We start from the raw sequence: 20,463 nt of genomic DNA, 5'->3' as shown, positions 1-20,463 counted from the left end.
CGGCTTAGTAGTGAGCCGCAAAGTTTTGCTGAATGCTCAAGCCGATCTCATCGATATTGTACGTCAGTACGTCGATGCGGCTTGTGAAATAGCTATACATGATTGTTGCGATAGCAGCGGTACCGATACCCAGGGCCGTATTTACAAGGGCCTCAGAGATACCCGTTGACAGAGCAGCCGTATCGGGCTGACCAGTAGCACCCATGGCTGCGAAGGCGCGAATCATACCCAATACCGTTCCGAGCAGGGCGATCAGCGTTGATACTGAGGCCAGGGTTGCGATAATGGTCAGGTTTTTTTCCAGCATCGGCAATTCGAGCGTAGTAGCTTCCTCTACCTCTTTCTGCAGCGCTACCAGTTTCTGCTCTTTGTTCAGTTCGGTGTCAGTCGACAGTTGCTGATATTTCAGCAGCGCAGTTTTCACAACGTTTCCGATTGAGCCTTTCTGACGATCGCACTCCTGAATGGCTGCGGCTACTTCGTTGCGGTCAAGCAGGCTTTTGATCTTACGAACAAAATCATCAATAGAACCTGAACCGTTGGCCCGGCCGATAGTGATGAAGCGCTCGATCGAGAATACCAATACCGTCAAGAAACAAGTGAACAGGATTGGTACGATAAAGCCTCCCTTGTAAACCGTGCCAAAGTAGTCACCTGGCAGCGGTTCTTTGGTGTTATCGCCATCCTGGAAGTGACTGCCATCGCCGAAAACGAACAGGTAAGTCAGGATACCGATCAACAGGAGAACCGGAATTACTAACGCCGGATTAAGACCACCCGACGATTTTCTTTTAGGTGCTGCTGCTTTAGCTGGTGCTGGAGAGGGCGTTTGTGTTTTCATTGGAACTTGACTGTAGGGTTAAATTGAAAGTTGGTTTTCCCGGTAAAAAAAGCGAAAATTTTAAACTGTTAGGTTTGCCGAACTAAAAATTTGACAGAAACACGTCGAAACCTTCACAAAATTAGGGTTTTTCTGACGAATACAACGCAAACCTTCAGGTCAAAAATTGCATTTTCGTAGCAATCCACTTATAAATAGTAGGATATAATTCACACTACTAATCTACTATTCTTTGCGGATCAACTCGGTAAAACCTTGTTTTTCAAACACCCAGCAACACTTTTTACCCTGCATCAACGGCAAATAAGCTCTATGGTCGGGCGGTGCTTTGTTCATAAAATTATTGTTAAGAGTGTCTCAACCGGTCGTTTTTCAGTTAGATGCAGGCGGCTTCCAGATTCCACAAAGCCATCAAAAATTTTAAAAAAGAAACCCCGGGCCGTATTCCGCCCGGGGTTTTCAGTAGTTAAAGCCATGTACTCTCTACACCTGCTGAGCAACGCCGACCTCCTCGGCTACCTCGGTTGCGTAGGCATCCGTCGGAACGCACGAACAGACTAGGTTCCGATCCCCGTAGGCCGAATCAATCCGACTGACACTCGGCCAGAACTTACGAGTTCGAACGTAGGGTAGCGGATAAACGGCTTTTTCCCGGGTGTAAGGCCGATTCCAGGTTTCAGCCAGAACGACCGTAGCCGTATGGGGTGCAAATTTCAAAACGTTATTCGCTTTGTCGGCCCGCCCATCTTCAACTTCACGGATTTCCTCCCGAATACTGATCAGAGCGTCGCAGAAGCGGTCCAGTTCAGCTTTTGATTCTGATTCGGTTGGTTCGATCATCATGGTTCCAGCAACCGGGAACGAGACCGTAGGGGCATGGAACCCATAATCCATCAGTCGTTTTGCAATATCTTCGACTTCGACTCCGGCTGCTTTGAATGGACGACAGTCAATAATCATCTCGTGGGCGCAACGACCATTACTGCCTGTGTACAGCGTCTCGTAATGACCGCTCAGCTGAGCTTTGATGTAATTGGCGTTCAGAATAGCTCGCTTTGTTGCGTTTGTTAACCCTTCGCTTCCCATCATAGCAATGTAAGCGTATGAGATGGTCAGGATGCTGGCAGACCCATAAGGAGCAGCTGAAACGGCATGAATGGCTTCCTGACCACCTGTCTGAACGACAGCATGGCCGGGCAGAAACGGCACCAGGTGAGCGGCTACCCCGATTGGGCCCATGCCTGGTCCACCTCCACCGTGCGGAATACAGAACGTTTTATGCAGATTCAAGTGACAGACATCGGCACCAATGTTAGCCGGTGACGTTAAGCCCACCTGTGCATTCATATTAGCCCCGTCCATGTACACCTGTCCACCATGCTGATGGATGGTATCGCAGATTTCGTTGATGCTTTCTTCGAAAACCCCGTGTGTAGACGGATATGTCACCATCAGGCAGGACAAATCCTTACTGTACTGCTCGGCCTTTGCTTTTAGATCGGCTACGTCGATATTACCCCGGTCGTCGCATTTAACGATAACGACCTTCATGCCAGCCATTACAGCACTGGCGGGGTTGGTTCCGTGCGCCGACTGCGGGATCAGTGCTACGTTACGATGGGTATCGCCCCGGCTTTCGTGGTAGGCCCGAATCACCATCAATCCAGCGTATTCACCCTGCGCACCGGAATTTGGTTGCAACGACATAGCCGCAAAGCCCGTGATCTCGCTAAGCCACGTATTCAGTTCAGAAAATAGCTGCTGGTAGCCGGCCGTCTGATCTTTTGGCGCGAAGGGATGCAGTTTGCCGAACTCAGGCCAGGTTACCGGGATCATTTCTGCCGTGGCGTTGAGCTTCATGGTACAGCTTCCGAGCGGAATCATCGAATGCACCAGCGACAGATCTTTTTCTTCGAGCGACTTCAGATACCGAAGCATCTCGTGCTCAGTGTGATGTGTGTTGAACACCGGGTGCGTCAGATACTCAGACTGACGTACTAAACGCTCCGGCCAGGTGATTTCGATCGCGTTTTCGAGGGCTTCAAGATCCACTTTAACGCCGAACACCTCCAGCAGGCAAAGCAGATCATCAATGGTTTTTGCTTCGTCGAAAGAAACACCGACGTGCAGTTCATCGGCAAAATAGCGAAGGTTAACCTGAGCCGCCCGGGCCGTTTTCTTCAATGACTCAATGTCATCGACCCGAACGGTCACCGTATCGAAATAATGCTCGGTTTCGACGGTATACCCATTCCAGCGCAGCGCCGTGGCAAACGCCTTGGTCAGGCCATGCACCCGTCCGGCAATGGCTTTCAGCCGCACCGGACCGTGATAAACGGCATAACTACCGGCCATTACGGCCAGTAAGACCTGTGCGGTACAGATATTTGACGTAGCTTTTTCGCGACGGATGTGCTGTTCGCGGGTCTGGAGCGCCATACGAAGTGCTGGCTTACCTTCTGCATCGACCGAAACGCCGATGATTCGTCCAGGAATCTGGCGCTTGAAAGCATCACGGGTAGCGAAAAAGGCCGCGTGTGGCCCACCATAGCCCATCGGCACACCAAAGCGTTGAGAAGAACCAACCACTACGTCAGCTCCCATCTCGCCCGGCGACGTCAGCATTGTCAACGCCAGCAGATCAGCGGCAACAGAAACGAAGATGCCTAACTCGTGGGCTGATGCAATCAGGTCGGTATAGTCAAACACTTCACCATCAGAAGCCGGGTACTGCAACAACATGCCAAACAAATCGGCGTTGGTCAGGTCAACCTTACGATGGTCGCCGATCAGCAACGTAATACCGACCGGGGCAGCCCGCGTCTGAAGCAGATCGATTGTTTGCGGATGGCAACGCTCCGAGACGAAGAACGTAGCTGCGTTTTTCTTTGCAGCCGGGCGCATGGCGTAGAGCATATGCATAGCTTCGGCAGCCGCAGTCGCTTCGTCGAGCAATGACGCATTGGCCAGATCCATACCGGTCAGATCCGACACAACGGTCTGAAAATTCAGCAGCGCTTCCAGACGCCCCTGCGCAATTTCAGCCTGGTACGGTGTGTAGGCCGTGTACCAGGACGGGTTTTCCAACACATTACGCAGAATTACGTTCGGCGTGATGGTATCGTAATAACCGGTTCCGATAAACGATTTGAATACCTTGTTTTGAGCAGCCAGTTTCTTGAAATCATGAAGAAACTGATGTTCTGACTTGGGAGCCGGCAAATTCAGCGGCTGAGAAAGCCGAATAGCCGCCGGAACAGTCTGATTGATGAGTTCGTCGATGGAATTTACTCCTACAGTTTGTAGCATTTCCTGTTCGGCACTACTGATCTGTCCTTGATGACGCTCTTCAAACGCTTCATTAAAGCGAATATTTATCTTCATTTGTAGACCTTCGTTTTCTATAAAAACCCAAAAATACAGTAAAACGTGCTAACCTGTGTATCTGAGGTTTCCTCCTTAATAAACTATTGAAATTTGTTAAAATAATCTGTAGGAGCATGCTATAATTCAGTTGGCAACCTGATATTTGTACGCACAGTCATATAATAGTTTACTATCCGGAATGAAAGTTGTTATTTTAGCTGGGGGCCTGGGCACTCGTTTAAGCGAAGAAACCGTACTTCGCCCAAAACCAATGGTTGAGATTGGCGAAATGCCTATTCTCTGGCATATTATGAAAATTTACTCCTCATACGGTTATAATGAGTTTATCATTTGTCTTGGCTATAAAGGTTACATCATAAAAGAATATTTTGCCAACTACTTCTTACATCAATCTGACGTAACGATCGACTTGGCCAGAAACAGCATGAACGTTCATAATTCACAAGCTGAGCCCTGGAAGATAACATTGGCCGATACCGGTGGTAATAGTATGACAGGCGGACGTATTCGACGTGTTAGGCCCTATGTTGGTGATGAGCCATTTATGTGTACTTATGGTGATGGTGTAGGTAATATAGATATCGGAGCGCTGGTAGCTTTTCACAAAGCTCACGGGCGTGTCTGTACCATGACGGCTGTGCAACCATTGGGGCGCTTTGGCTCACTGGACGTACGTTCTGATAATGCAATATCCTCCTTTCTGGAAAAGCCTAAAGGTGATGGTGCCTGGATAAATGCTGGTTTTTTTGTATGTGAGCCAAGTGTATTCGACTATTTAGGCAGTGACCAGACGATCTGGGAACGTGAACCTCTGGAGCGTTTAGCTACAGAAGGCCAACTTATGGCCTATAAACATGAGGGGTATTGGAAGCCAATGGACACCCTCCGCGACAAACAGGAATTGGAAACAGCCTGGAATGCGGGGGCTGCCGAATGGAAAACATGGTAGTATAATGTCTGTAACTACACTTTTTCAAAGTGCCTACAAGGGCAAAACTGTACTGGTAACAGGCCATACTGGTTTTAAAGGGTCTTGGTTAGCTTACTGGTTACACCAGTTACAGGCGAACGTAGTTGGTTACTCGCTTCCTGCCCCCACAGAGCCTAGCCACTGGCAATTGCTACATCTGCCCATTTCACATTATGAGGGCGACATTTCCAATGTTGAGCAGCTTAAAGCGGTTTTCAATCAGCACGAGCCTGAGGTTGTTTTCCACATGGCGGCTCAGCCATTGGTTCGCTATTCGTATCAACACCCGCTCGAAACAATTGAAACAAACGTTCTGGGAACAGTTAAACTGCTTGAATGTGTACGCCAGTGTCCATCCATACGGGCGGTGATCATCATAACCAGTGACAAATGTTACGAAAACCCGGAAGATGGACATCCTTTGCGGGAAACTGACCCAATGGGGGGATATGATCCTTATAGTATGTCAAAGGGCGCGGCCGAGTTGGTGACCAGTAGCTATCGAAACTCGTTTTTTAACGTAGACCATTACGGTCGTACTCATCAAACGCTTATAGCCAGTGTACGAGCAGGAAACGTAATCGGCGGTGGCGACTGGGCCTCCGACCGGTTAATTCCAGACTTAGTACGAGGTAGTTTATCGAGACAACCTGTCACCATCCGCAATCCGGAGGCTGTGCGGCCCTGGCAGCATGTTCTTGAACCACTATCAGGCTATTTACTTGTAGGTCAAAAGCTACTTCAGGGTGACACTAATGCAGCAACAGGCTGGAACTTTGGTCCTGCAGTCGACGACGTACTATCAGTTCGTAACGTCGTTGAACAAGCAATTGACTGCTGGAACGTTATTTCTTTTAATGAACTTTCGTCGGTTAAAAACCCTCATGAGGCTCATTTGCTCAGGCTCGACTGTACAAAAGCCCACCGTGAATTAGATTGGTATCCAGTTTGGGATACGAACAGTGCTATCACTCGAACAATCGATTGGTATCGTACCTTTTACGAGACAGAAAAGCTCCTTACTGATGTAGATCTTGCCAGTTATATACAGGAAGCTCGGGCTCGTAGATTAAATTGGACTACATGACCTTTACCGAAACAAGTCTTCCGGGTTCTTTCATGATTCAACCGTCGCCACGAGTCGATCATAGGGGATGGTTTGTGCGTACATTTGATAAGCAAGCCTTCACCCAAATTGGCCACTTTGACGATTGGGTGCAAATGAACCACTCAATGACTCAACAAACGGGAGCTTTACGGGGATTACATTTTCAATACCCACCCTACGCTGAGGTTAAGCTCGTACGCTGTGTGGCCGGATGCGTGTTTGATGTTATTGTTGATATTCGTGCTGGTTCTCCAACCTTTTTACAATGGTTCGGCACTGAACTTTCTGCCGAAAATGGACTAATGCTTTATATCCCTAAAGGGTTTGCTCACGGCTTTCAGACACTTACCAGCAACTGTCAACTGCTTTATTGCCACAGCAATTATTACAAGCCGGAGTGTGAAGGAGCACTACGGTATAACGACCCACAATTGGTTATTAACTGGCCTCTTCCTGTTACTGACTTATCAGAACGTGACGCAAATCACCCTCTACTAAATGACCAATTTGTTGGCATAACTTTATAATCAGCATGAACTGCCGCTTCTGTCAGACAACCCTGAACCACGTTTTCATTGATTTAATCAATTCACCTGCTTCTAATTCATTTCTTACGGAAGCACAACTGAACGACCCTGAAATATACTACCCTTTAAAAGTTTATACATGTCCAACGTGCTTTCTTGTTCAGGTAGACGAATACAAAAAATCTGATGCAATTTTCAGTAACAACTACGCCTACTTCTCTTCTTTCTCAAGCAGTTGGCTAGCTCACTCAAAGCATTACGTCGACTTAATGACGGAACGCTTCAACCTTACTTCTGATTCTCAGGTTATAGAGCTTGCTTCTAACGATGGTTATTTATTACAATACTTTGTTCAGAAACAGATTCCTGCTTTAGGAATTGAACCAACAGCTAACACAGCCGCAGCTGCTGTGGAGAAAGGCGTACCAACTATTACCCGATTTTTCGGCAGAGCATTAGCTCAGGAACTGGCTCAGCAAGAAACAAAGGCCGATTTACTTCTTGGAAATAACGTATTAGCTCACGTTCCGGATATAGTAGATTTCGTAGCTGGTATGGCTATTGTTTTAAAACCAACCGGGGTAATTACAATGGAGTTTCCGCATTTGCTCCGGTTAGTAGAGCACAATCAATTTGATACTATATACCACGAACACTTCTCTTATCTTTCATTTTATACCGTTCAGCAGATATTTGAAGCACAGGGCTTAGTTTTATTTGACGTCGACGAACTTCCGACTCACGGGGGGTCTTTGCGTATTTATGCCAAACACCGCACTGATAACTCTAAACCTATTTCTGCCAACGTAGCAGACATGTTGGAGAAAGAAGAGCAGGCAGGACTTAAGACACTGGACTATTACGTTGGCTTTCAGCAAAAGGCCTTTCAGGTAAAGGTAGATCTGCTCGATTTTCTAACAGCTCGCAAACGGGCAGGTGAAAAGGTAGCAGCTTATGGAGCAGCCGCAAAAGGTAATACATTATTGAACTACTGCGGCATCAAGAATGATCTGATTGATTACGTTGTTGATGCCAATCCAGCTAAACAAGGCAAATTTTTACCGGCCAGCCACATTCCAGTGGTCCAAGAGCAGCATCTGAAGAATGATCAACCCGCTTATGTGCTGATTTTACCTTGGAATCTAACCAATGAAATTACCCAACAACTTGCTTACATTCGGGATTGGGGTGGGCAATTTGTGATTCCAATTCCTAATGTACGCGTTTTATGAAAGTTCTCGTAACAGGGGCAACCGGCTTTGTGGGTCGCCACGTTATTCCTCATTTACTTTCTGAAGGCTGCGAGGTGGTTGCTACATCGACCAACGTTGAAGCAGCTGCGAGGTTTCCTTGGTTTAAGCAAATTAGATTTATTCCTTACAGAATTAAACCTGAGGGTGATAGCCAGGATCTGTTTGCTTTCTTTGACAAACCAGACGCAATGCTTCACTTGGCTTGGTACGGCCTACCCAATTATAAAGCTTCGTTTCATTTTGACCAAAATTTATTTCCACAGTATTATTTCCTAAAGAACCTGATTCAACATGGCTTGCATAACCTCACAGTGACTGGCACTTGTTTTGAGTATGGAATGCAAAGCGGCTGCCTTCAGGAAGAAGGGCTAACGCAGCCGGGTAATCCTTATGGCCTTGCTAAAGAATCGCTGCACCGGTTCCTACAAGCCCTGAAAGCCGAACAGAGTTTTACTTTAAAGTGGGCAAGGTTATTTTATATGTATGGAGACGGTCAGAATTCGAATTCGCTGCTACCGTTGCTCGACAAGGCGATTCGAGAAAAGGCTCTAGTTTTTAATATGTCGGGAGGAGAACAACTTCGCGACTATTTACCAATTGATAAGGTAGCCCACTATCTTTGTCGAATTGCTTTACAAAATACTGTTGAAGGTCCTATTAATTGCTGTAGTGGTCAACCGATTTCAGTACGTCGGTTAGTAGAAAATTACCTTCAGGAGGCCAACGCATCCATCCATCTCAATTTAGGTCATTACCCTTATCCCGACTATGAACCGATGGCATTCTGGGGGGATAATCGAAAGCTCATTCATTTATTAACTTCGACAAGTCATGAGTAACACTACCACTTTTAATCCGATCGAAGCTTTTCGCCAGGAACGGACTGATCGTATTGCGAGCTACGCCAATAAAGCGGATTTAAAGGAAGCTGCCGCTGTTTTTAACGAAGTGTCCAACCGCGAGCAATACTCTTACAACTTCAGCTGGATGGGCAGACCAATTATCCAGTATCCTCAGGACATGATTGCGATGCAGGAGCTGATCTGGCAGATTAAACCTGATTTAATCATAGAAACAGGAATTGCACATGGAGGTTCCCTAATCTACTACGCATCATTACTTGAACTGATTGGTAAAGGAGACGTATTAGGGATTGATATTGATATACGTGATCATAACCGTCGGGAAATTGAAGCACATCCTATGTTCAAGCGTATATCTATGCTACAGGGATCCGCAGTTGACCAAAACTTGGTCGATGAAGTAAGCAAGCTGGCTGAAGGTAAAGAAACGGTGATGGTGTGTTTAGATTCTAATCATACGCATGCACACGTCTTGCGCGAACTGGAATTGTACGCTTCACTAGTTACTGTTGGATCATACATGGTTGTATTTGACACAATCATCGAAGATATGCCCGTTGATTTCTATGACCGTCCATGGAACAAAGGGGACAACCCCAAAACAGCAGTATGGGAGTTTTTAAAAACTAATGACAATTTTGAGATTGATCATTCAATAGATAACAAATTACTCATTTCAGTAGCCCCTGAGGGGTACCTTAAGCGAGTAAGATGAAAGATGAGGCTACGGTACCGCTGGTAAGCATTGTTATTCCTGTCTACAACCAGCGGTTAAACTTTTTCAGGGAAGCGGTAAATAGCGCACTGCAACAAACCTACCCCAATGTTGAAGTTATTGTCTCAAATAACCACTCGACTAATGAAGTCCCGGATTACCTCGATACACTTCACGACAATCGATTACGAGTAGTTAAACCAGACAGTTTTTTGCCCATGGTGCAGCATTTTCAATTCGCTGCTGATCAGGCTCAAGGGGATTGGATTATGTTTTTGTGCTCTGATGACTGGATTTATCCCGACTGTGTTGAAACGCTAATTTCTCACCTGATTACTGCTCCTGAATCAGTAGTAGTGGCTTACGGGGAAATTGAAAGCGTAGAACATCAAGATTTACAAAACGTCAAATTCTATTACAACCGACGCAAAACTGGCTTCCGAACAGCGGCTGAATCAATAAATGAACTGGTACACGCACGACCGTTCATTATGTGGATGCCAGGTGATTTATTTCGTCGATCCGCCTATCAACAAGTTCGGGCGATGTTATCAGGCGAGTTTACGTATGCATTCGATTTGGCTATGCTTTTTAAACTGCATGAATTTGGGGACTTATTTTATGTAAACAAGCCACTGGGAAAGTTTAGGTTCTGGACGGTTAAAGATGGTAAAGTAACAAATGATCGATTTGCTGATTTTATTGGTGATACGGGTAAATTGTGTAGACTTATTGAGCAGTCGCCTAAACTAAGCACCTATTTGGCTAATGGCACGACTGATATGAAAGCATGGCGTCAATACCAAGCTCAACGTTGGTTGTTAGGCCTGCTGGTCGGCTACATATCTGGAGACATAGACGCTGAAAAATGTAAAATCGGCATCAACGCTTTATCTGAACACATTAGCTCTCGAACAACGTTTTCTGCCTTACTAGCCTGGACAGTTAGCCGGCCCCAATCGCTGGTGCTTCGGCCAGCTCTACGCGGTATGCACTCTTTCTACTCGTACTTACAATCAAAAGTTAAGATACCGTTTTAATTAATCCAGCAAGCTGAATACCTTACATAATGAAGATTTTGATGCTATCCAGTTCTTATCCACCCGATGCATGTGGTGGAGGAGACTACGTTTTCATACTCGTTTCTCATTTACAACAGTTAGGCATCGACGTTGAGGTGTTTCATAATTTCGCGTGGAAAAACAATGCCAAAGTCTTTGATTTTTTTCAAGCACGAAAGGAGCGAGATTTCGATATTGCTCATTGGCAGTATCCAACGGCAAACTTTGGCTTTTCGCTTATACCGCACATTAACAGTATACTTAAGCGTAATATCATTACTCTTCATGAGGTAAGCTACGCGCACCCACTACATCAAGCGTCGTATTTGCCTTTCTCCTTTACGGAAGATCTAATTTTTACCACATCGTTTGAAGTTGACTATTTCAAACGGTTATTTCCATGGCGGAAAAATCACCTTCACATAATACCTATCGGTTCCAATATTCCAAAAGCACCTTCCTCACTCAACCGCCAATCTGATATTCTTTATTTTGGCCTTATCACACCCCGAAAAGGCGTTGAAAAAGTGATCGATTTAGCCCAGCAATTAAAGAATGATGGTAGTCAAACGATATCCAGAGTAGTTATTTCTGGTCGCGTTCCCGAAGGTTATGAAGATTACTACAAAGAGTTACAACATCGTTCGGAAAACTTGCCTGTTTTGTGGGAAATGGACTTAAGCGCTGAAGCGGTAAGCTTAAGGATGGCCAGAGCGGCCGTAGCCTATTTTCCTTATCCTGACGGAGCATCCGACCGGCGAGGTTCTTTAAAAGCAACTCTTTTAAATGGGTTACCTACTATTTCAACTGTTGGTAAGGCTACTAACAATGAACTTAAAAACGTTCTTATACCTGCCGCTGAAACACCTTCAGACGTATTGCGACAAATAGAAACGCTAGTTCAGGATAACATCGCTTGGAAACAATTAGCTGAAAGATCAGTCACTTACGCATCGCAGTTCGATTGGACTGAAATTGCCCGGCAACACATCCAGGTGTACGAAGACCACCTGCGTAGATATCCAAAACACTAACTTAACGTAGCCGCCGGGGAATCAACAAGCGATACATGGTCGTAAGAATTGCATCTGCTACCGAACTAAATGGCTTAGGCAGTAATGAGGCAAATGGCAAGGATAATTCACTTCCTGCCAACAAAGCGGTATCTGATACATTAGCCAATTGCCTGGTCAGGTGCTGATGCTCCTGATTAATCAGGGACCGGTTTGCCCATATATACTTATACGTCCGAAATCGACTTTTTAAAAAGCTCCACCCTCGAAGCCCATAAACCCAGGTTAGGAGTTCGGTTAGTAACAAAGCTGGCAATAAGGCTCGTAGTGTATTCCGGGAAAATATTTTCAGAAACGTAAGCAGCCGATTACGTTCTAAAAAGTAAAATTTACCCGCGCTCAAGCTCAATGTATAATGATGAACAACCTCCGCTCTGCTTTCGCAAACTAATTGAATTCCTTGACGACGGGCCCGTAGCGAAAAATCAGTATCCTCAAAATACATAAAATAACGTTCATCGAAGCCGCCCAACCGCCTGAAAACTTCCGCGCGGCCTATAATTGCTGCCCCTGAAAGCAATGGAATAGTATGTAATGTAGTAAATGTATTAAACGGCTGGTTTAACCCACGGCAGGTTGTTATTCCTGTGAAATGCATTTGGTTACCACAAGCATTGATCGTTCCATCAGGATTAAGCAGTTTTGGATTGAGTAGCGCGTCAGGAAGGTCGCGGGCCGACTTCATTAGCTGCGCCAAGCTGTCCTTGCGTAATTCCGTATCAGGGTTCAGTAGAAACACCCATTTTCCCCGGGCATGTTGTACACCTAAATTATTTCCTCCAGCATAACCATTGTTGACCGGATTGACAATAAGAATTATATTGGGATAGCTAACCGACAGCCAATTAGCTACTCCGTCGGCTCCGTGATTATCAACAACAATGATTTCGTAGGAGAAGTCAACGCTCTGCTCAGTTATTGTTGGCAGACAACGTTGCAAATCAGTAAAACTGTTATAGGATACAATAACAATACTTAGTTCAATATTCATTGCGGCAACACCTTATCTTCAGCAACAACCGTTGGCTCATCGTTTTCAGACGGTATAGCCCTAACCGCCGACTCCTTGACTGTTTGCTGGTCAATCTGCTGTTTTAGATAAGCGACTTCCTGAGCCAGCGTTTTGATTTGGTTCTGCAACTTAGAAATTACCACCGACAAATGAACCAGGAAAAAGATAATGGCAAAAATTGCACCGATAAAAATCAGAGAGGGTGGATAATAAACCCCTAATAAGAGAGAGATTTGTTCCAATCCTTTCCGCCAAACAGCAAAAACGATCAAAATAATTGTACATAATATCCATACTATAGAATATTCTTCACGAAGGCGTCCCTTTACAATCAGCCGAAAAATGAAAAACATGAAGGTAAACGCTCCAATGAGGCTGATGATTTGTATAGTAATTGGTAAAGAGGCCATTTGTCAATGAGTTAAATTCTTACGGACCAAACGAGCATATACAAACAAAATACCCAAGCTTACTTTTAGCATGTAGTACAGTGCCTTGCTCGAGTTAATCGACGAAACTCCCCCCTGACGCTCCCGCATAATTACCGGCACTTCCTGAATATGCAATTTACTTAAGCCGAACAGCACTATTGCTTCAGGTTCGGGATATTCATCCGGATAATATCGGTTAACGATTTCAAGCGTACGGCGGTTAAAAGCCCTAAAGCCCGACGTACTGTCGTAAATCGTTTGCCCAATCAGGGCCTGATTAAGACGCCGGAAGTAATTGATACCTACCCGACGCATAGCCGATGACTGAAATCCTTCTTTCTCGATAAATCGTGATCCAATGACTACATCGGCCTGATTGTCTAAAATAGGAGTTAATATGGTCATGAGCTGATTGGCCGGATGCTGTCCATCACCATCCATCTGTACGGCAATATCGTATCCATTCCTCCAGGCATATTTATAACCGGCGTGCATCGCCCCACCAATTCCTAAATTAACGGGCAGATCAAGATATAAGCATGGTAGCGTTCGGATAATGTCAATTGATCGGTCAGTTGAGCAATCATTCACTACCAATACATCCAATCGCAGTTGGTGATGAGCTTTTACCTGGTATATGTCACTTACCACCGCAGCAATCACTGCTTCCTCGTTGTAACAAGGCACTACAACGAGAACACGTGCCTGATTCCTGGTCATAATAAACTGATTATATGAAGTATCTCATAAAAATTGTATAATTAGCTACCGATAGCATATATACAATAGTTAACAGGGCAATAACAAAAACTGCCGGCCTAAACCGTTTGAACGCACTGTGATGATTGTACAGAACCAACGCTAACAGCATAGCAACCGGCAGAAAATAGCGCCCCTGAATACCATTGATTACAAAAGATGCTTTCGGGTTTTCTCGTAGATCTGAACTTACGGCGAATAATAAACCTGTTAGCGTCAGAAAAAAAACGAATAGAAAGAGTATTTTATGTTTCCAGTTAATAGGTAACTGGCCATCACCATTGCATACGATTACTGCCAGCAACATAACATAAGCAATGACATACGTATAGAGGGGCATTACCGTATCAAGCCAGCCAAAAACGCCAACAAAACTAAGGCCGTACAGTAACGCGTGTTTTGATACTGTCGCTATCAATATCTTGGGATAACTAAGCGGGTTTGCCAGCAAGAAATCAACTTGAGGAAATCTAACAGGTCCTCCCGCTACAGAGCTCGACATACTATTTGCTGGCGTATTACTGTATAGACTCACAAATAGAAGTATCAGCGATATTACTGCAATCGTCCCCGTACTAACGAATGACGCCCAAAAAAGGGTAGGAGAGCCAAACTTACTCTTTGGAATTAGTAAATGGAGTAAGAGTAGTGTACCATACACAAATTTGGTAGCAGTAAGCGCAACTATCAGCACCACTCCAAGCAGAATCTGCGTAATAGTGACCTGTTGCTTAGAATAAGCTAATCGAAAATAATAAGCGGTTGTCAGGAACGCTAGAGCAATTGTCATCCCATCAGCCGAGGTCGAACTCGCCTGCGCTAAAGTCATTGGCAATAAGGCAATAACGAAAAAGATGAGTTTTGCCCCGGGTAACCAGCGGAGGGCAATGAAAGAAATTGACAGCCAAGCCAATAATCCCATAAGCCTTGCCCAGTACATCATCGTGACAATACTGCTTTCGCTTACGCGTAGAATTGCAATAATTATAATCTGTGGCAGGTAGGCAACAGGTGAATAGTTCGGAACATTGGCATAGAAAGCACGCTGCTCAGGACGTAGCGGAATTTCCATTAACTGATTAATTCGAGTACGGGAAATTTTCGTCTCTTCCTTACCAATCAGATAGCTAACCTGCTTGTCCACCTGTACAAAGCTTAGCGGTAATGAATCACGGGCCGGAATTAAACGACAGGCCGAGAGTCCTCGCTCCGCCAGTTGATAGGCCCGGGCGAAATGACGTGGTTCATCTGCAACTTGAAAGGGTGGAGTGAAGTAGATAAACATCAGTCCAAAAACCAATCCTGTGCATACGAAGACATTCTCAAGTTTTATCCGATTCTGAATAATTGATGACGTTTTTTCGCTAAAAGCAACTATCCTATTTAATACCACTGAAAATCAATCGTTAATTCGGAAAATTTGAAGTGAACCAAGGGTACTTACTAATTTCATACAGCGGGTTTCAACTGGCTGTGTCTGATGGTCAAATATGATGTATTTAACGTTTAATTGTTTGAACTTAGGCGAGCAAGGGTCCATTGCGACAACGCACGCATCTTCAAATGTATTTTGGATATACACACTATCCGTCCCATTGATAAAGGTATTATAAACAGTATGAGCGTACCGATTATAGGCAGAATCCCGCTTCATTTTTGGATCAAGCACATTGTAGATGGTTCTCGGTGGGGTATATTTTACCCCACTCAGCAAATCAACCCCGGTTGCTGTGACCATGTATGAGATGTATTGGCTACCAAAAACGACCCAGCGGGCTTTAGGCTCCTGCTGGTGTATACTCTGAACCGTTCGATACAACGCATGATCGGTGATAGGAGATAGGCCTTTTGCAATAGGATTTAGACGGAGGTTAGGCATTAAAAACGCGGTGATACCCAGGCAAAAAATAGGTACTCGGTATGACACCGGCCAGGTTGGAATTAGCAAGAGCCCAAGACCAGCAAAGAAAATTATCGGAACGAATAACTGGTGCCACTTAAAAAATCCATCACTATCACCAACATTTACCGAGGCCGTGTAAACCATATATCCGACAACAGCTAAAGCACTTACCCAGGTCAATATCTGCTGGCGAGGTAAGGGATTCTTTCGAAGATAGCTGAGGTAGATAACGGTTAGTAATACGTTGGCAATACCAAATGGAATTTGAGCCCGGCGTGTCGGACTCATATTTAGTAACGTTGCTTTCGCCAGCGACTCTGAAAAACCAACCTCAATCCAGACGTACATCAGCATGATATATACGCCCAAGAGCAGTAAAGTCCAGTCAATTTTTCGATTTTGAAAAAAAGACAGCCCAACGAATGGTAGAATCAACGGTGCAAACGTGATGTAATGAGATAGCTCACAATGGTTAAGCCAGCTTTTGGGGAACCTAGCATCTGACACTAACCAACTGTAATATTCTGAAAACCAGTTGGCAACAAAACCCGTTCCTCCCAGTTCACTACGCTTACCTGGGTACACCGTTCCCGTAACGGCATCCAGGGTTGGCTTCAGATCATTAAAAAATGTGTAAAACGTTACCCCAACGATACCAAGTACCAGTGCTCCACCGGCTAGCTTGAAAGGCCATTTAGAAGTTATCAGCTTCCATTGGGCGTTGTTGATCACATATCCGATAAATAGCAAGCCAATGGCATAAGCGAGCGGGATCTGATAAGGGGGGTACAAAATCAAGGCAAAATTTGTGAATGACCAGCCCGCAGCTAATGCCGCTAACCAAATTTGCCGCTGATTAACAGCATAAAGTAAATAAGCCGCTGATACAAATAGCAGGCAGGCTCCAGGAACTGCATGCATTGCGTTATAGAACCATGACTGTGTTCCCGACGAAAGCAGAATCCATATACCGCCAAAAACAGATAACCAAAAGTTATTTCCCGTTAGTAGCAGCAACATAAGGGTCATCGATACTAACGAAAGAAAGATGGTCATGTTAACCCCCCAGGCAAAGCCCCGATCGACATCAAAAATGAAATAACCCCAGTTTGTAGGTCTGAAGAGAATGGTAAAATACGGGGTCGGCGTTGTAAGGACAGGCGCTTTTTGGCCACCGATGGTTTCGTTTTCAAGGGGGTATCCTTTGTTAGCCTGTGAAATGATCCAGGGGATACCCACCGCGTAGTCATCCATTCGAATTGAGCGGGGTTGTCCTGAAATCAGGCCCCGCTGCGGAGAGCTACCATCTGGTAGAATCTGGTTCCAGATGGCAACGGAACTTGTATTAATGTTTGCTAAGGTGAGCAGAAAAAATAAAGTGGTACAGATCCCCAAAAACCACTTTAATCGTTTATCGAAACGAATAAGACCAAATCTCTGGTTAGTCTTTTGTTCATCAGAAATCACCTTGGACTCAGCTTGCTTGACTGGTACATCAAGTTTGCTTTGCACAGGTCTGACAGAAACTTGACGCTCTAAGGACCCCTCTGCCGATTTTGATTTTACAGTCCCGACAGGAGGTTTTTTTCTGGAAGATTTTGACATACCAGACTATGAAGAAGACAACGTACAAAAGCTCGATAATGGCATTTGACGTATAGGTTATTAAAAATGTTCACAAAATTAGAACGTTACAAACTCCATTCCAAATAACTCATCTTAAACGCATTGTTATAAATTAAGTAATTTTGAGACCATTCTTCTCGAAATCGAATGCACTTGCTTAAGCGATCAATTTTCTTACTGCTGGCCATTGGCTTGCTAATTTTTGCTCTAAAAGATGTATCATTCGGCTCGTTGGTACAGCAATTTCGCCAGGCTAATTATACTCTGATTGCCCTTGTCGGACTGGTAATGATAATAAGCTATCTTCTGCGGGGGAAGCGTTGGCAACTTCAGCTACAAGCTCTTGGTTATCAACCTACTGTACTGCGAACTACTGTCGCTATGCAAACGGGCATGATAGCGAGTATGATTATACTAGGCTCCGGCGAGTTGACCCGTTGTATTACGCTTCAACGTACAGATGGAGTGCCGGTTGCTCAGGGAATTGGCTCTGCCGTGGCTGAGCGTATCATTGATATATTCATGCTGATGCTAGTTCTGTTGCTTACCTCCATACTGGAGTTTGAGCGGGTTCAATCGTACGTTCAACAGTTGACATTTCGAGTGCCAAGCACATATATTACTATAAGCACACTCGTTGCATTGGTTGTGTTCGCAATAGTGGCCAAATGGATTTTTACTAGTCAACGTTTTCGATCTCACCCACTGGTTATTAAGCTATTAAGCGTTTTAGATGGCTTCAGCCGCGGGTTTATGACCATACGTAAGGTACCTCAATTGGCCTTATTTATTTTATTAACGATATTGATTCAGGTATCTGTTTGGCTAAGCACTTACCTAATGTTGATGTCTTTGGAATCTACAGTCTCTTTGCCACCCACTGCAGCATTAACAATTCTTGCTACAAGTTCAATAGGTGGTTTAGCGGTTCCTACTCAAAGCGGTATTGGCACCTTCCATTTTTTGGTTAGCCGTGTTCTTGTTCTATATGGATTTTCCTCAGCTGAAGGTGCCATCGTTGCTACCTTTATTCATACAATTGGATTTAGTATTAACTTAATTTTAAGCAGCTTAAGTTTCCTGATACTCCCATTACTAATTGTAAAACCGAACACACATGAACCAGAACGTATTAAATAGAGACCATCTTAATTTGAGATTTGATTTATATGATTAATCAGTTATTGTACCGTACTATTCTTTATATCGTTTTTTAGTAGAGCATCTTATCGTTCAGATAAAACCTTGTTTTTCTATGTTAAAATTTGTGCTGCCTTGTCTGCTACTTACGGGCACTACGTTACTGGCACAGGCACCGGCCGATCAGGCTACTAAATTTGCGCAGACCATTACGGCCGCCGATCTCGAAAAGCACCTGCGTGTGCTGGCAGCCGATGATATGCAGGGCCGCGAAACCGGTACCCCCGGTCAGAAAAAAGCGGCTGAATACATTGCCAAACAGTTTGCTGATAATCGACTGCAGCCGATCGTCAAAGCGGGCGACGGGCAAACCGGCTATCTCCAGCCCTTTAAACTGTACCGCAAAACCTGGGGCGATTTTTACGTTAAGGCTGGCAATCAACAGTTTGCTTATCTGAAAGACTTTGTTACGAATGGCCTCCTGAACCTGCCCACCGAAACAGCCTACGAAACTGTTTTTCTTGGCTATGGGATCAGCGACGCCAATTACGACGACTACGCCAACCGCGACGTAGCCGGCAAAGCGGTCGTCATTATGGAAGGCGAACCCAGAAAAGCGGATGGTACATCGATTCTGGCGGATACGTCCAAATGGACCGGCACGACCGGCTGGCGCAACAAAGCTACTTTGGCGAAGGATAAAGGAGCGGCTCAGATTTTTATTGTTTCGGCTGAGTCGCCCGACGCGTTCAAACAACTGCTTTCTCAACGGAACGCGTTGCAGGGCCGCTTTAATCGGCTGGGATTGAAGTCCGGTTCTGAAAATGTAGGGACGGTGGGCATCTTTCTGATTGCCAGTGAAACAGCAGCCTCTCTGCTCAACACGAAAGTCGATAAACTTAAATCGGCTGTAGAGCAGACCTCAAAAACCGGTAAGCCTGCCACCACATCGCTAAGTGGAAAGGTAGCCGTAAAAGCTGAACGCCGGGAAGAAGAAGTGCAGACCGAAAACGTAATTGGTTTCATCGAGGGCACCGACAAAAAAGATGAAGTAGTCATTGTGTCGTCTCACTACGACCACATTGGCGTTAACCCCGACGGGAAAGTCAACAACGGTGCTAACGACGATGGCTCGGGTACCGTATCGGTCCTGGAAATTGCGCAGGCGTTTTCCGAAGCCAAGGCCGCAGGGCAAGGTCCCCGGCGGTCGATGCTGTTCCTGACCGTAACCGGAGAAGAAAAAGGATTGTTAGGGTCTGAATATTACGCTGATATGAGCCCGGCGGTTCCGCTTGAGAACACAGTGGCCGACTTGAATATTGATATGGTCGGGCGGGTCGACGATCTGCACCAGGGCAAATCAGATAATTATATCTACGTAATCGGTTCCGATAAACTGTCGTCAGAGCTGCACAAAATCAGCGAAGAAGCGAATCAGAAGTACACGCAGATGGAACTGGATTACAAATACAATGATCCGAAAGATCCTGAACGTATCTACTACCGCTCCGACCACTACAACTTTGCCAAGCACAAAATCCCCATTATCTTTTACTTCAACGGCCTTCACGCTGATTACCATCAGCCAACCGACGACGTAGAGAAGATCGATTTCAAGCTGGCTGAACGAACCGCTCGGCTGGTATTCTATACGGCCTGGGACATTGCCAACCGCGACAACCGACTGGTTGTCGACAGCAACAAGCCGTAAAATGCAGGATGTAGGGACTAATTTTCATCCCCTGTATGCTTGCATCCTGTAGCACAGGTAACGTATCGAAATACTTCAGGCGT

Annotated in this window: 17 protein-coding genes; 10 read left to right on the top strand and 7 right to left on the bottom strand. The window is 45.2% G+C overall.

The window, feature by feature from the left end; all coding sequences use genetic code 11:
* Positions 1–4: 4 nt before the first annotated feature.
* Both DYU11_RS14860 and gcvP read right to left on the bottom strand, forming a co-directional pair.
* On the bottom strand, positions 5–841 hold the full coding sequence (locus tag DYU11_RS14860) for a MotA/TolQ/ExbB proton channel family protein (protein WP_119668484.1): 837 nt from the start codon (positions 839–841) through the stop codon (positions 5–7).
* A 483-nt stretch (positions 842–1,324) separates the two neighbouring features.
* A complete protein-coding gene (gene gcvP / locus DYU11_RS14855; RefSeq protein ID WP_119668483.1) occupies positions 1,325–4,225 on the bottom strand; it encodes an aminomethyl-transferring glycine dehydrogenase in 2,901 nt (966 codons plus the stop codon).
* A 181-nt stretch (positions 4,226–4,406) separates the two neighbouring features.
* Between gcvP and rfbF the strand changes: the two genes are divergently transcribed.
* Genes rfbF through DYU11_RS14815 form a run of 8 tightly spaced genes read left to right on the top strand, consistent with a single transcriptional unit; the run spans position 4,407 to position 11,759 of the window.
* On the top strand, positions 4,407–5,177 hold the full coding sequence (gene rfbF / locus DYU11_RS14850) for a glucose-1-phosphate cytidylyltransferase (protein WP_119668482.1): 771 nt from the start codon (positions 4,407–4,409) through the stop codon (positions 5,175–5,177).
* Positions 5,178–5,181: 4 nt separating this feature from the next.
* Positions 5,182–6,285 carry a CDP-glucose 4,6-dehydratase gene (gene rfbG, locus DYU11_RS14845; RefSeq protein ID WP_119668481.1) on the top strand — a complete coding sequence of 368 codons (1,104 nt, stop codon included), beginning with the start codon at positions 5,182–5,184 and terminating at the stop codon, positions 6,283–6,285.
* On the top strand, positions 6,282–6,833 hold the full coding sequence (gene rfbC / locus DYU11_RS14840; RefSeq protein ID WP_119668480.1) for a dTDP-4-dehydrorhamnose 3,5-epimerase: 552 nt from the start codon (positions 6,282–6,284) through the stop codon (positions 6,831–6,833). Before rfbG ends, rfbC begins: the two co-directional genes overlap by 4 nt.
* A gap of 5 nt (positions 6,834–6,838) precedes the next feature.
* The gene (locus tag DYU11_RS14835) at positions 6,839–8,065 is read left to right on the top strand and encodes a class I SAM-dependent methyltransferase (protein ID WP_119668479.1); all 1,227 of its coding nucleotides are present in this window, start codon (positions 6,839–6,841) and stop codon (positions 8,063–8,065) included.
* Positions 8,062–8,925, top strand: a complete 864-nt coding sequence (locus tag DYU11_RS14830) for an NAD-dependent epimerase/dehydratase family protein (RefSeq protein WP_119668478.1) — start codon at positions 8,062–8,064, stop codon at positions 8,923–8,925. Before DYU11_RS14835 ends, DYU11_RS14830 begins: the two co-directional genes overlap by 4 nt.
* Positions 8,918–9,664, top strand: a complete 747-nt coding sequence (locus DYU11_RS14825; RefSeq protein WP_119668477.1) for a cephalosporin hydroxylase family protein — start codon at positions 8,918–8,920, stop codon at positions 9,662–9,664. Before DYU11_RS14830 ends, DYU11_RS14825 begins: the two co-directional genes overlap by 8 nt.
* Positions 9,661–10,704, top strand: coding sequence for a glycosyltransferase family 2 protein (locus DYU11_RS14820; protein WP_119668476.1), 1,044 nt, complete (start codon positions 9,661–9,663; stop codon positions 10,702–10,704). The genes DYU11_RS14825 and DYU11_RS14820 overlap by 4 nt, the downstream gene beginning before the upstream one ends.
* A gap of 29 nt (positions 10,705–10,733) precedes the next feature.
* Positions 10,734–11,759, top strand: a complete 1,026-nt coding sequence (locus DYU11_RS14815; protein WP_119668475.1) for a glycosyltransferase family protein — start codon at positions 10,734–10,736, stop codon at positions 11,757–11,759.
* 1 nt (position 11,760) lies between these two features.
* Here DYU11_RS14815 and DYU11_RS14810 read toward each other — a convergent pair whose 3' ends face one another.
* From DYU11_RS14810 to DYU11_RS14790, 5 genes are read right to left on the bottom strand one after another with little or no spacing between them, the layout of a single operon-like run.
* A complete protein-coding gene (locus tag DYU11_RS14810) occupies positions 11,761–12,789 on the bottom strand; it encodes a glycosyltransferase family 2 protein (RefSeq protein WP_119668474.1) in 1,029 nt (342 codons plus the stop codon).
* The gene (locus DYU11_RS14805; RefSeq protein WP_119668473.1) at positions 12,786–13,220 is read right to left on the bottom strand and encodes a DUF2304 domain-containing protein; all 435 of its coding nucleotides are present in this window, start codon (positions 13,218–13,220) and stop codon (positions 12,786–12,788) included. Before DYU11_RS14805 ends, DYU11_RS14810 begins: the two co-directional genes overlap by 4 nt.
* A 3-nt stretch (positions 13,221–13,223) precedes the next feature.
* Positions 13,224–13,961, bottom strand: coding sequence for a glycosyltransferase family 2 protein (locus tag DYU11_RS14800; protein ID WP_119668472.1), 738 nt, complete (start codon positions 13,959–13,961; stop codon positions 13,224–13,226).
* 10 nt (positions 13,962–13,971) lie between these two features.
* Complete coding sequence (locus tag DYU11_RS14795; protein ID WP_262697115.1) at positions 13,972–15,393, bottom strand: DUF2142 domain-containing protein; 1,422 nt, start codon at positions 15,391–15,393, stop codon at positions 13,972–13,974.
* Between the two features lie 6 nt (positions 15,394–15,399).
* Positions 15,400–17,508: a DUF7657 domain-containing protein gene (locus DYU11_RS14790; RefSeq protein WP_147367943.1), complete on the bottom strand. Its 2,109-nt coding sequence runs from the start codon at positions 17,506–17,508 to the stop codon at positions 15,400–15,402.
* A 168-nt stretch (positions 17,509–17,676) separates the two neighbouring features.
* Between DYU11_RS14790 and DYU11_RS14785 the strand changes: the two genes are divergently transcribed.
* Both DYU11_RS14785 and DYU11_RS14780 read left to right on the top strand, forming a co-directional pair.
* Positions 17,677–18,669: a lysylphosphatidylglycerol synthase transmembrane domain-containing protein gene (locus DYU11_RS14785; protein WP_119668469.1), complete on the top strand. Its 993-nt coding sequence runs from the start codon at positions 17,677–17,679 to the stop codon at positions 18,667–18,669.
* Between the two features lie 115 nt (positions 18,670–18,784).
* Entirely contained in the window at positions 18,785–20,380 is a 1,596-nt protein-coding gene (locus DYU11_RS14780; RefSeq protein ID WP_119668468.1) for a M28 family peptidase, read from the top strand.
* Positions 20,381–20,463: the final 83 nt, after the last annotated feature.

The sequence above is a fragment of the Fibrisoma montanum genome, from assembly GCF_003583365.1.
GTDB classification, from domain to species: Bacteria; Bacteroidota; Bacteroidia; order Cytophagales; family Spirosomataceae; genus Fibrisoma; species Fibrisoma montanum.
The sequence above is the reverse complement of the archived record's forward strand: the minus strand, read 5'-3'. Positions and strand labels throughout refer to the sequence as shown.

What these genes read in the sequence shown, in the direction of transcription:
- DYU11_RS14860 (WP_119668484.1), bottom strand. Translation starts at nt 841, where the DNA reads ATGAAAACACAAACGCCCTCTCCAGCACCAGCTAAAGCAGCAGCACCT.
- gcvP (WP_119668483.1), bottom strand. Translation starts at nt 4,225, where the DNA reads ATGAAGATAAATATTCGCTTTAATGAAGCGTTTGAAGAGCGTCATCAA.
- rfbF (WP_119668482.1), top strand. Translation starts at nt 4,407, where the DNA reads ATGAAAGTTGTTATTTTAGCTGGGGGCCTGGGCACTCGTTTAAGCGAA.
- rfbG (WP_119668481.1), top strand. Translation starts at nt 5,182, where the DNA reads ATGTCTGTAACTACACTTTTTCAAAGTGCCTACAAGGGCAAAACTGTA.
- rfbC (WP_119668480.1), top strand. Translation starts at nt 6,282, where the DNA reads ATGACCTTTACCGAAACAAGTCTTCCGGGTTCTTTCATGATTCAACCG.
- DYU11_RS14835 (WP_119668479.1), top strand. Translation starts at nt 6,839, where the DNA reads ATGAACTGCCGCTTCTGTCAGACAACCCTGAACCACGTTTTCATTGAT.
- DYU11_RS14830 (WP_119668478.1), top strand. Translation starts at nt 8,062, where the DNA reads ATGAAAGTTCTCGTAACAGGGGCAACCGGCTTTGTGGGTCGCCACGTT.
- DYU11_RS14825 (WP_119668477.1), top strand. Translation starts at nt 8,918, where the DNA reads ATGAGTAACACTACCACTTTTAATCCGATCGAAGCTTTTCGCCAGGAA.
- DYU11_RS14820 (WP_119668476.1), top strand. Translation starts at nt 9,661, where the DNA reads ATGAAAGATGAGGCTACGGTACCGCTGGTAAGCATTGTTATTCCTGTC.
- DYU11_RS14815 (WP_119668475.1), top strand. Translation starts at nt 10,734, where the DNA reads ATGAAGATTTTGATGCTATCCAGTTCTTATCCACCCGATGCATGTGGT.
- DYU11_RS14810 (WP_119668474.1), bottom strand. Translation starts at nt 12,789, where the DNA reads ATGAATATTGAACTAAGTATTGTTATTGTATCCTATAACAGTTTTACT.
- DYU11_RS14805 (WP_119668473.1), bottom strand. Translation starts at nt 13,220, where the DNA reads ATGGCCTCTTTACCAATTACTATACAAATCATCAGCCTCATTGGAGCG.
- DYU11_RS14800 (WP_119668472.1), bottom strand. Translation starts at nt 13,961, where the DNA reads ATGACCAGGAATCAGGCACGTGTTCTCGTTGTAGTGCCTTGTTACAAC.
- DYU11_RS14790 (WP_147367943.1), bottom strand. Translation starts at nt 17,508, where the DNA reads ATGTCAAAATCTTCCAGAAAAAAACCTCCTGTCGGGACTGTAAAATCA.
- DYU11_RS14785 (WP_119668469.1), top strand. Translation starts at nt 17,677, where the DNA reads ATGCACTTGCTTAAGCGATCAATTTTCTTACTGCTGGCCATTGGCTTG.
- DYU11_RS14780 (WP_119668468.1), top strand. Translation starts at nt 18,785, where the DNA reads ATGTTAAAATTTGTGCTGCCTTGTCTGCTACTTACGGGCACTACGTTA.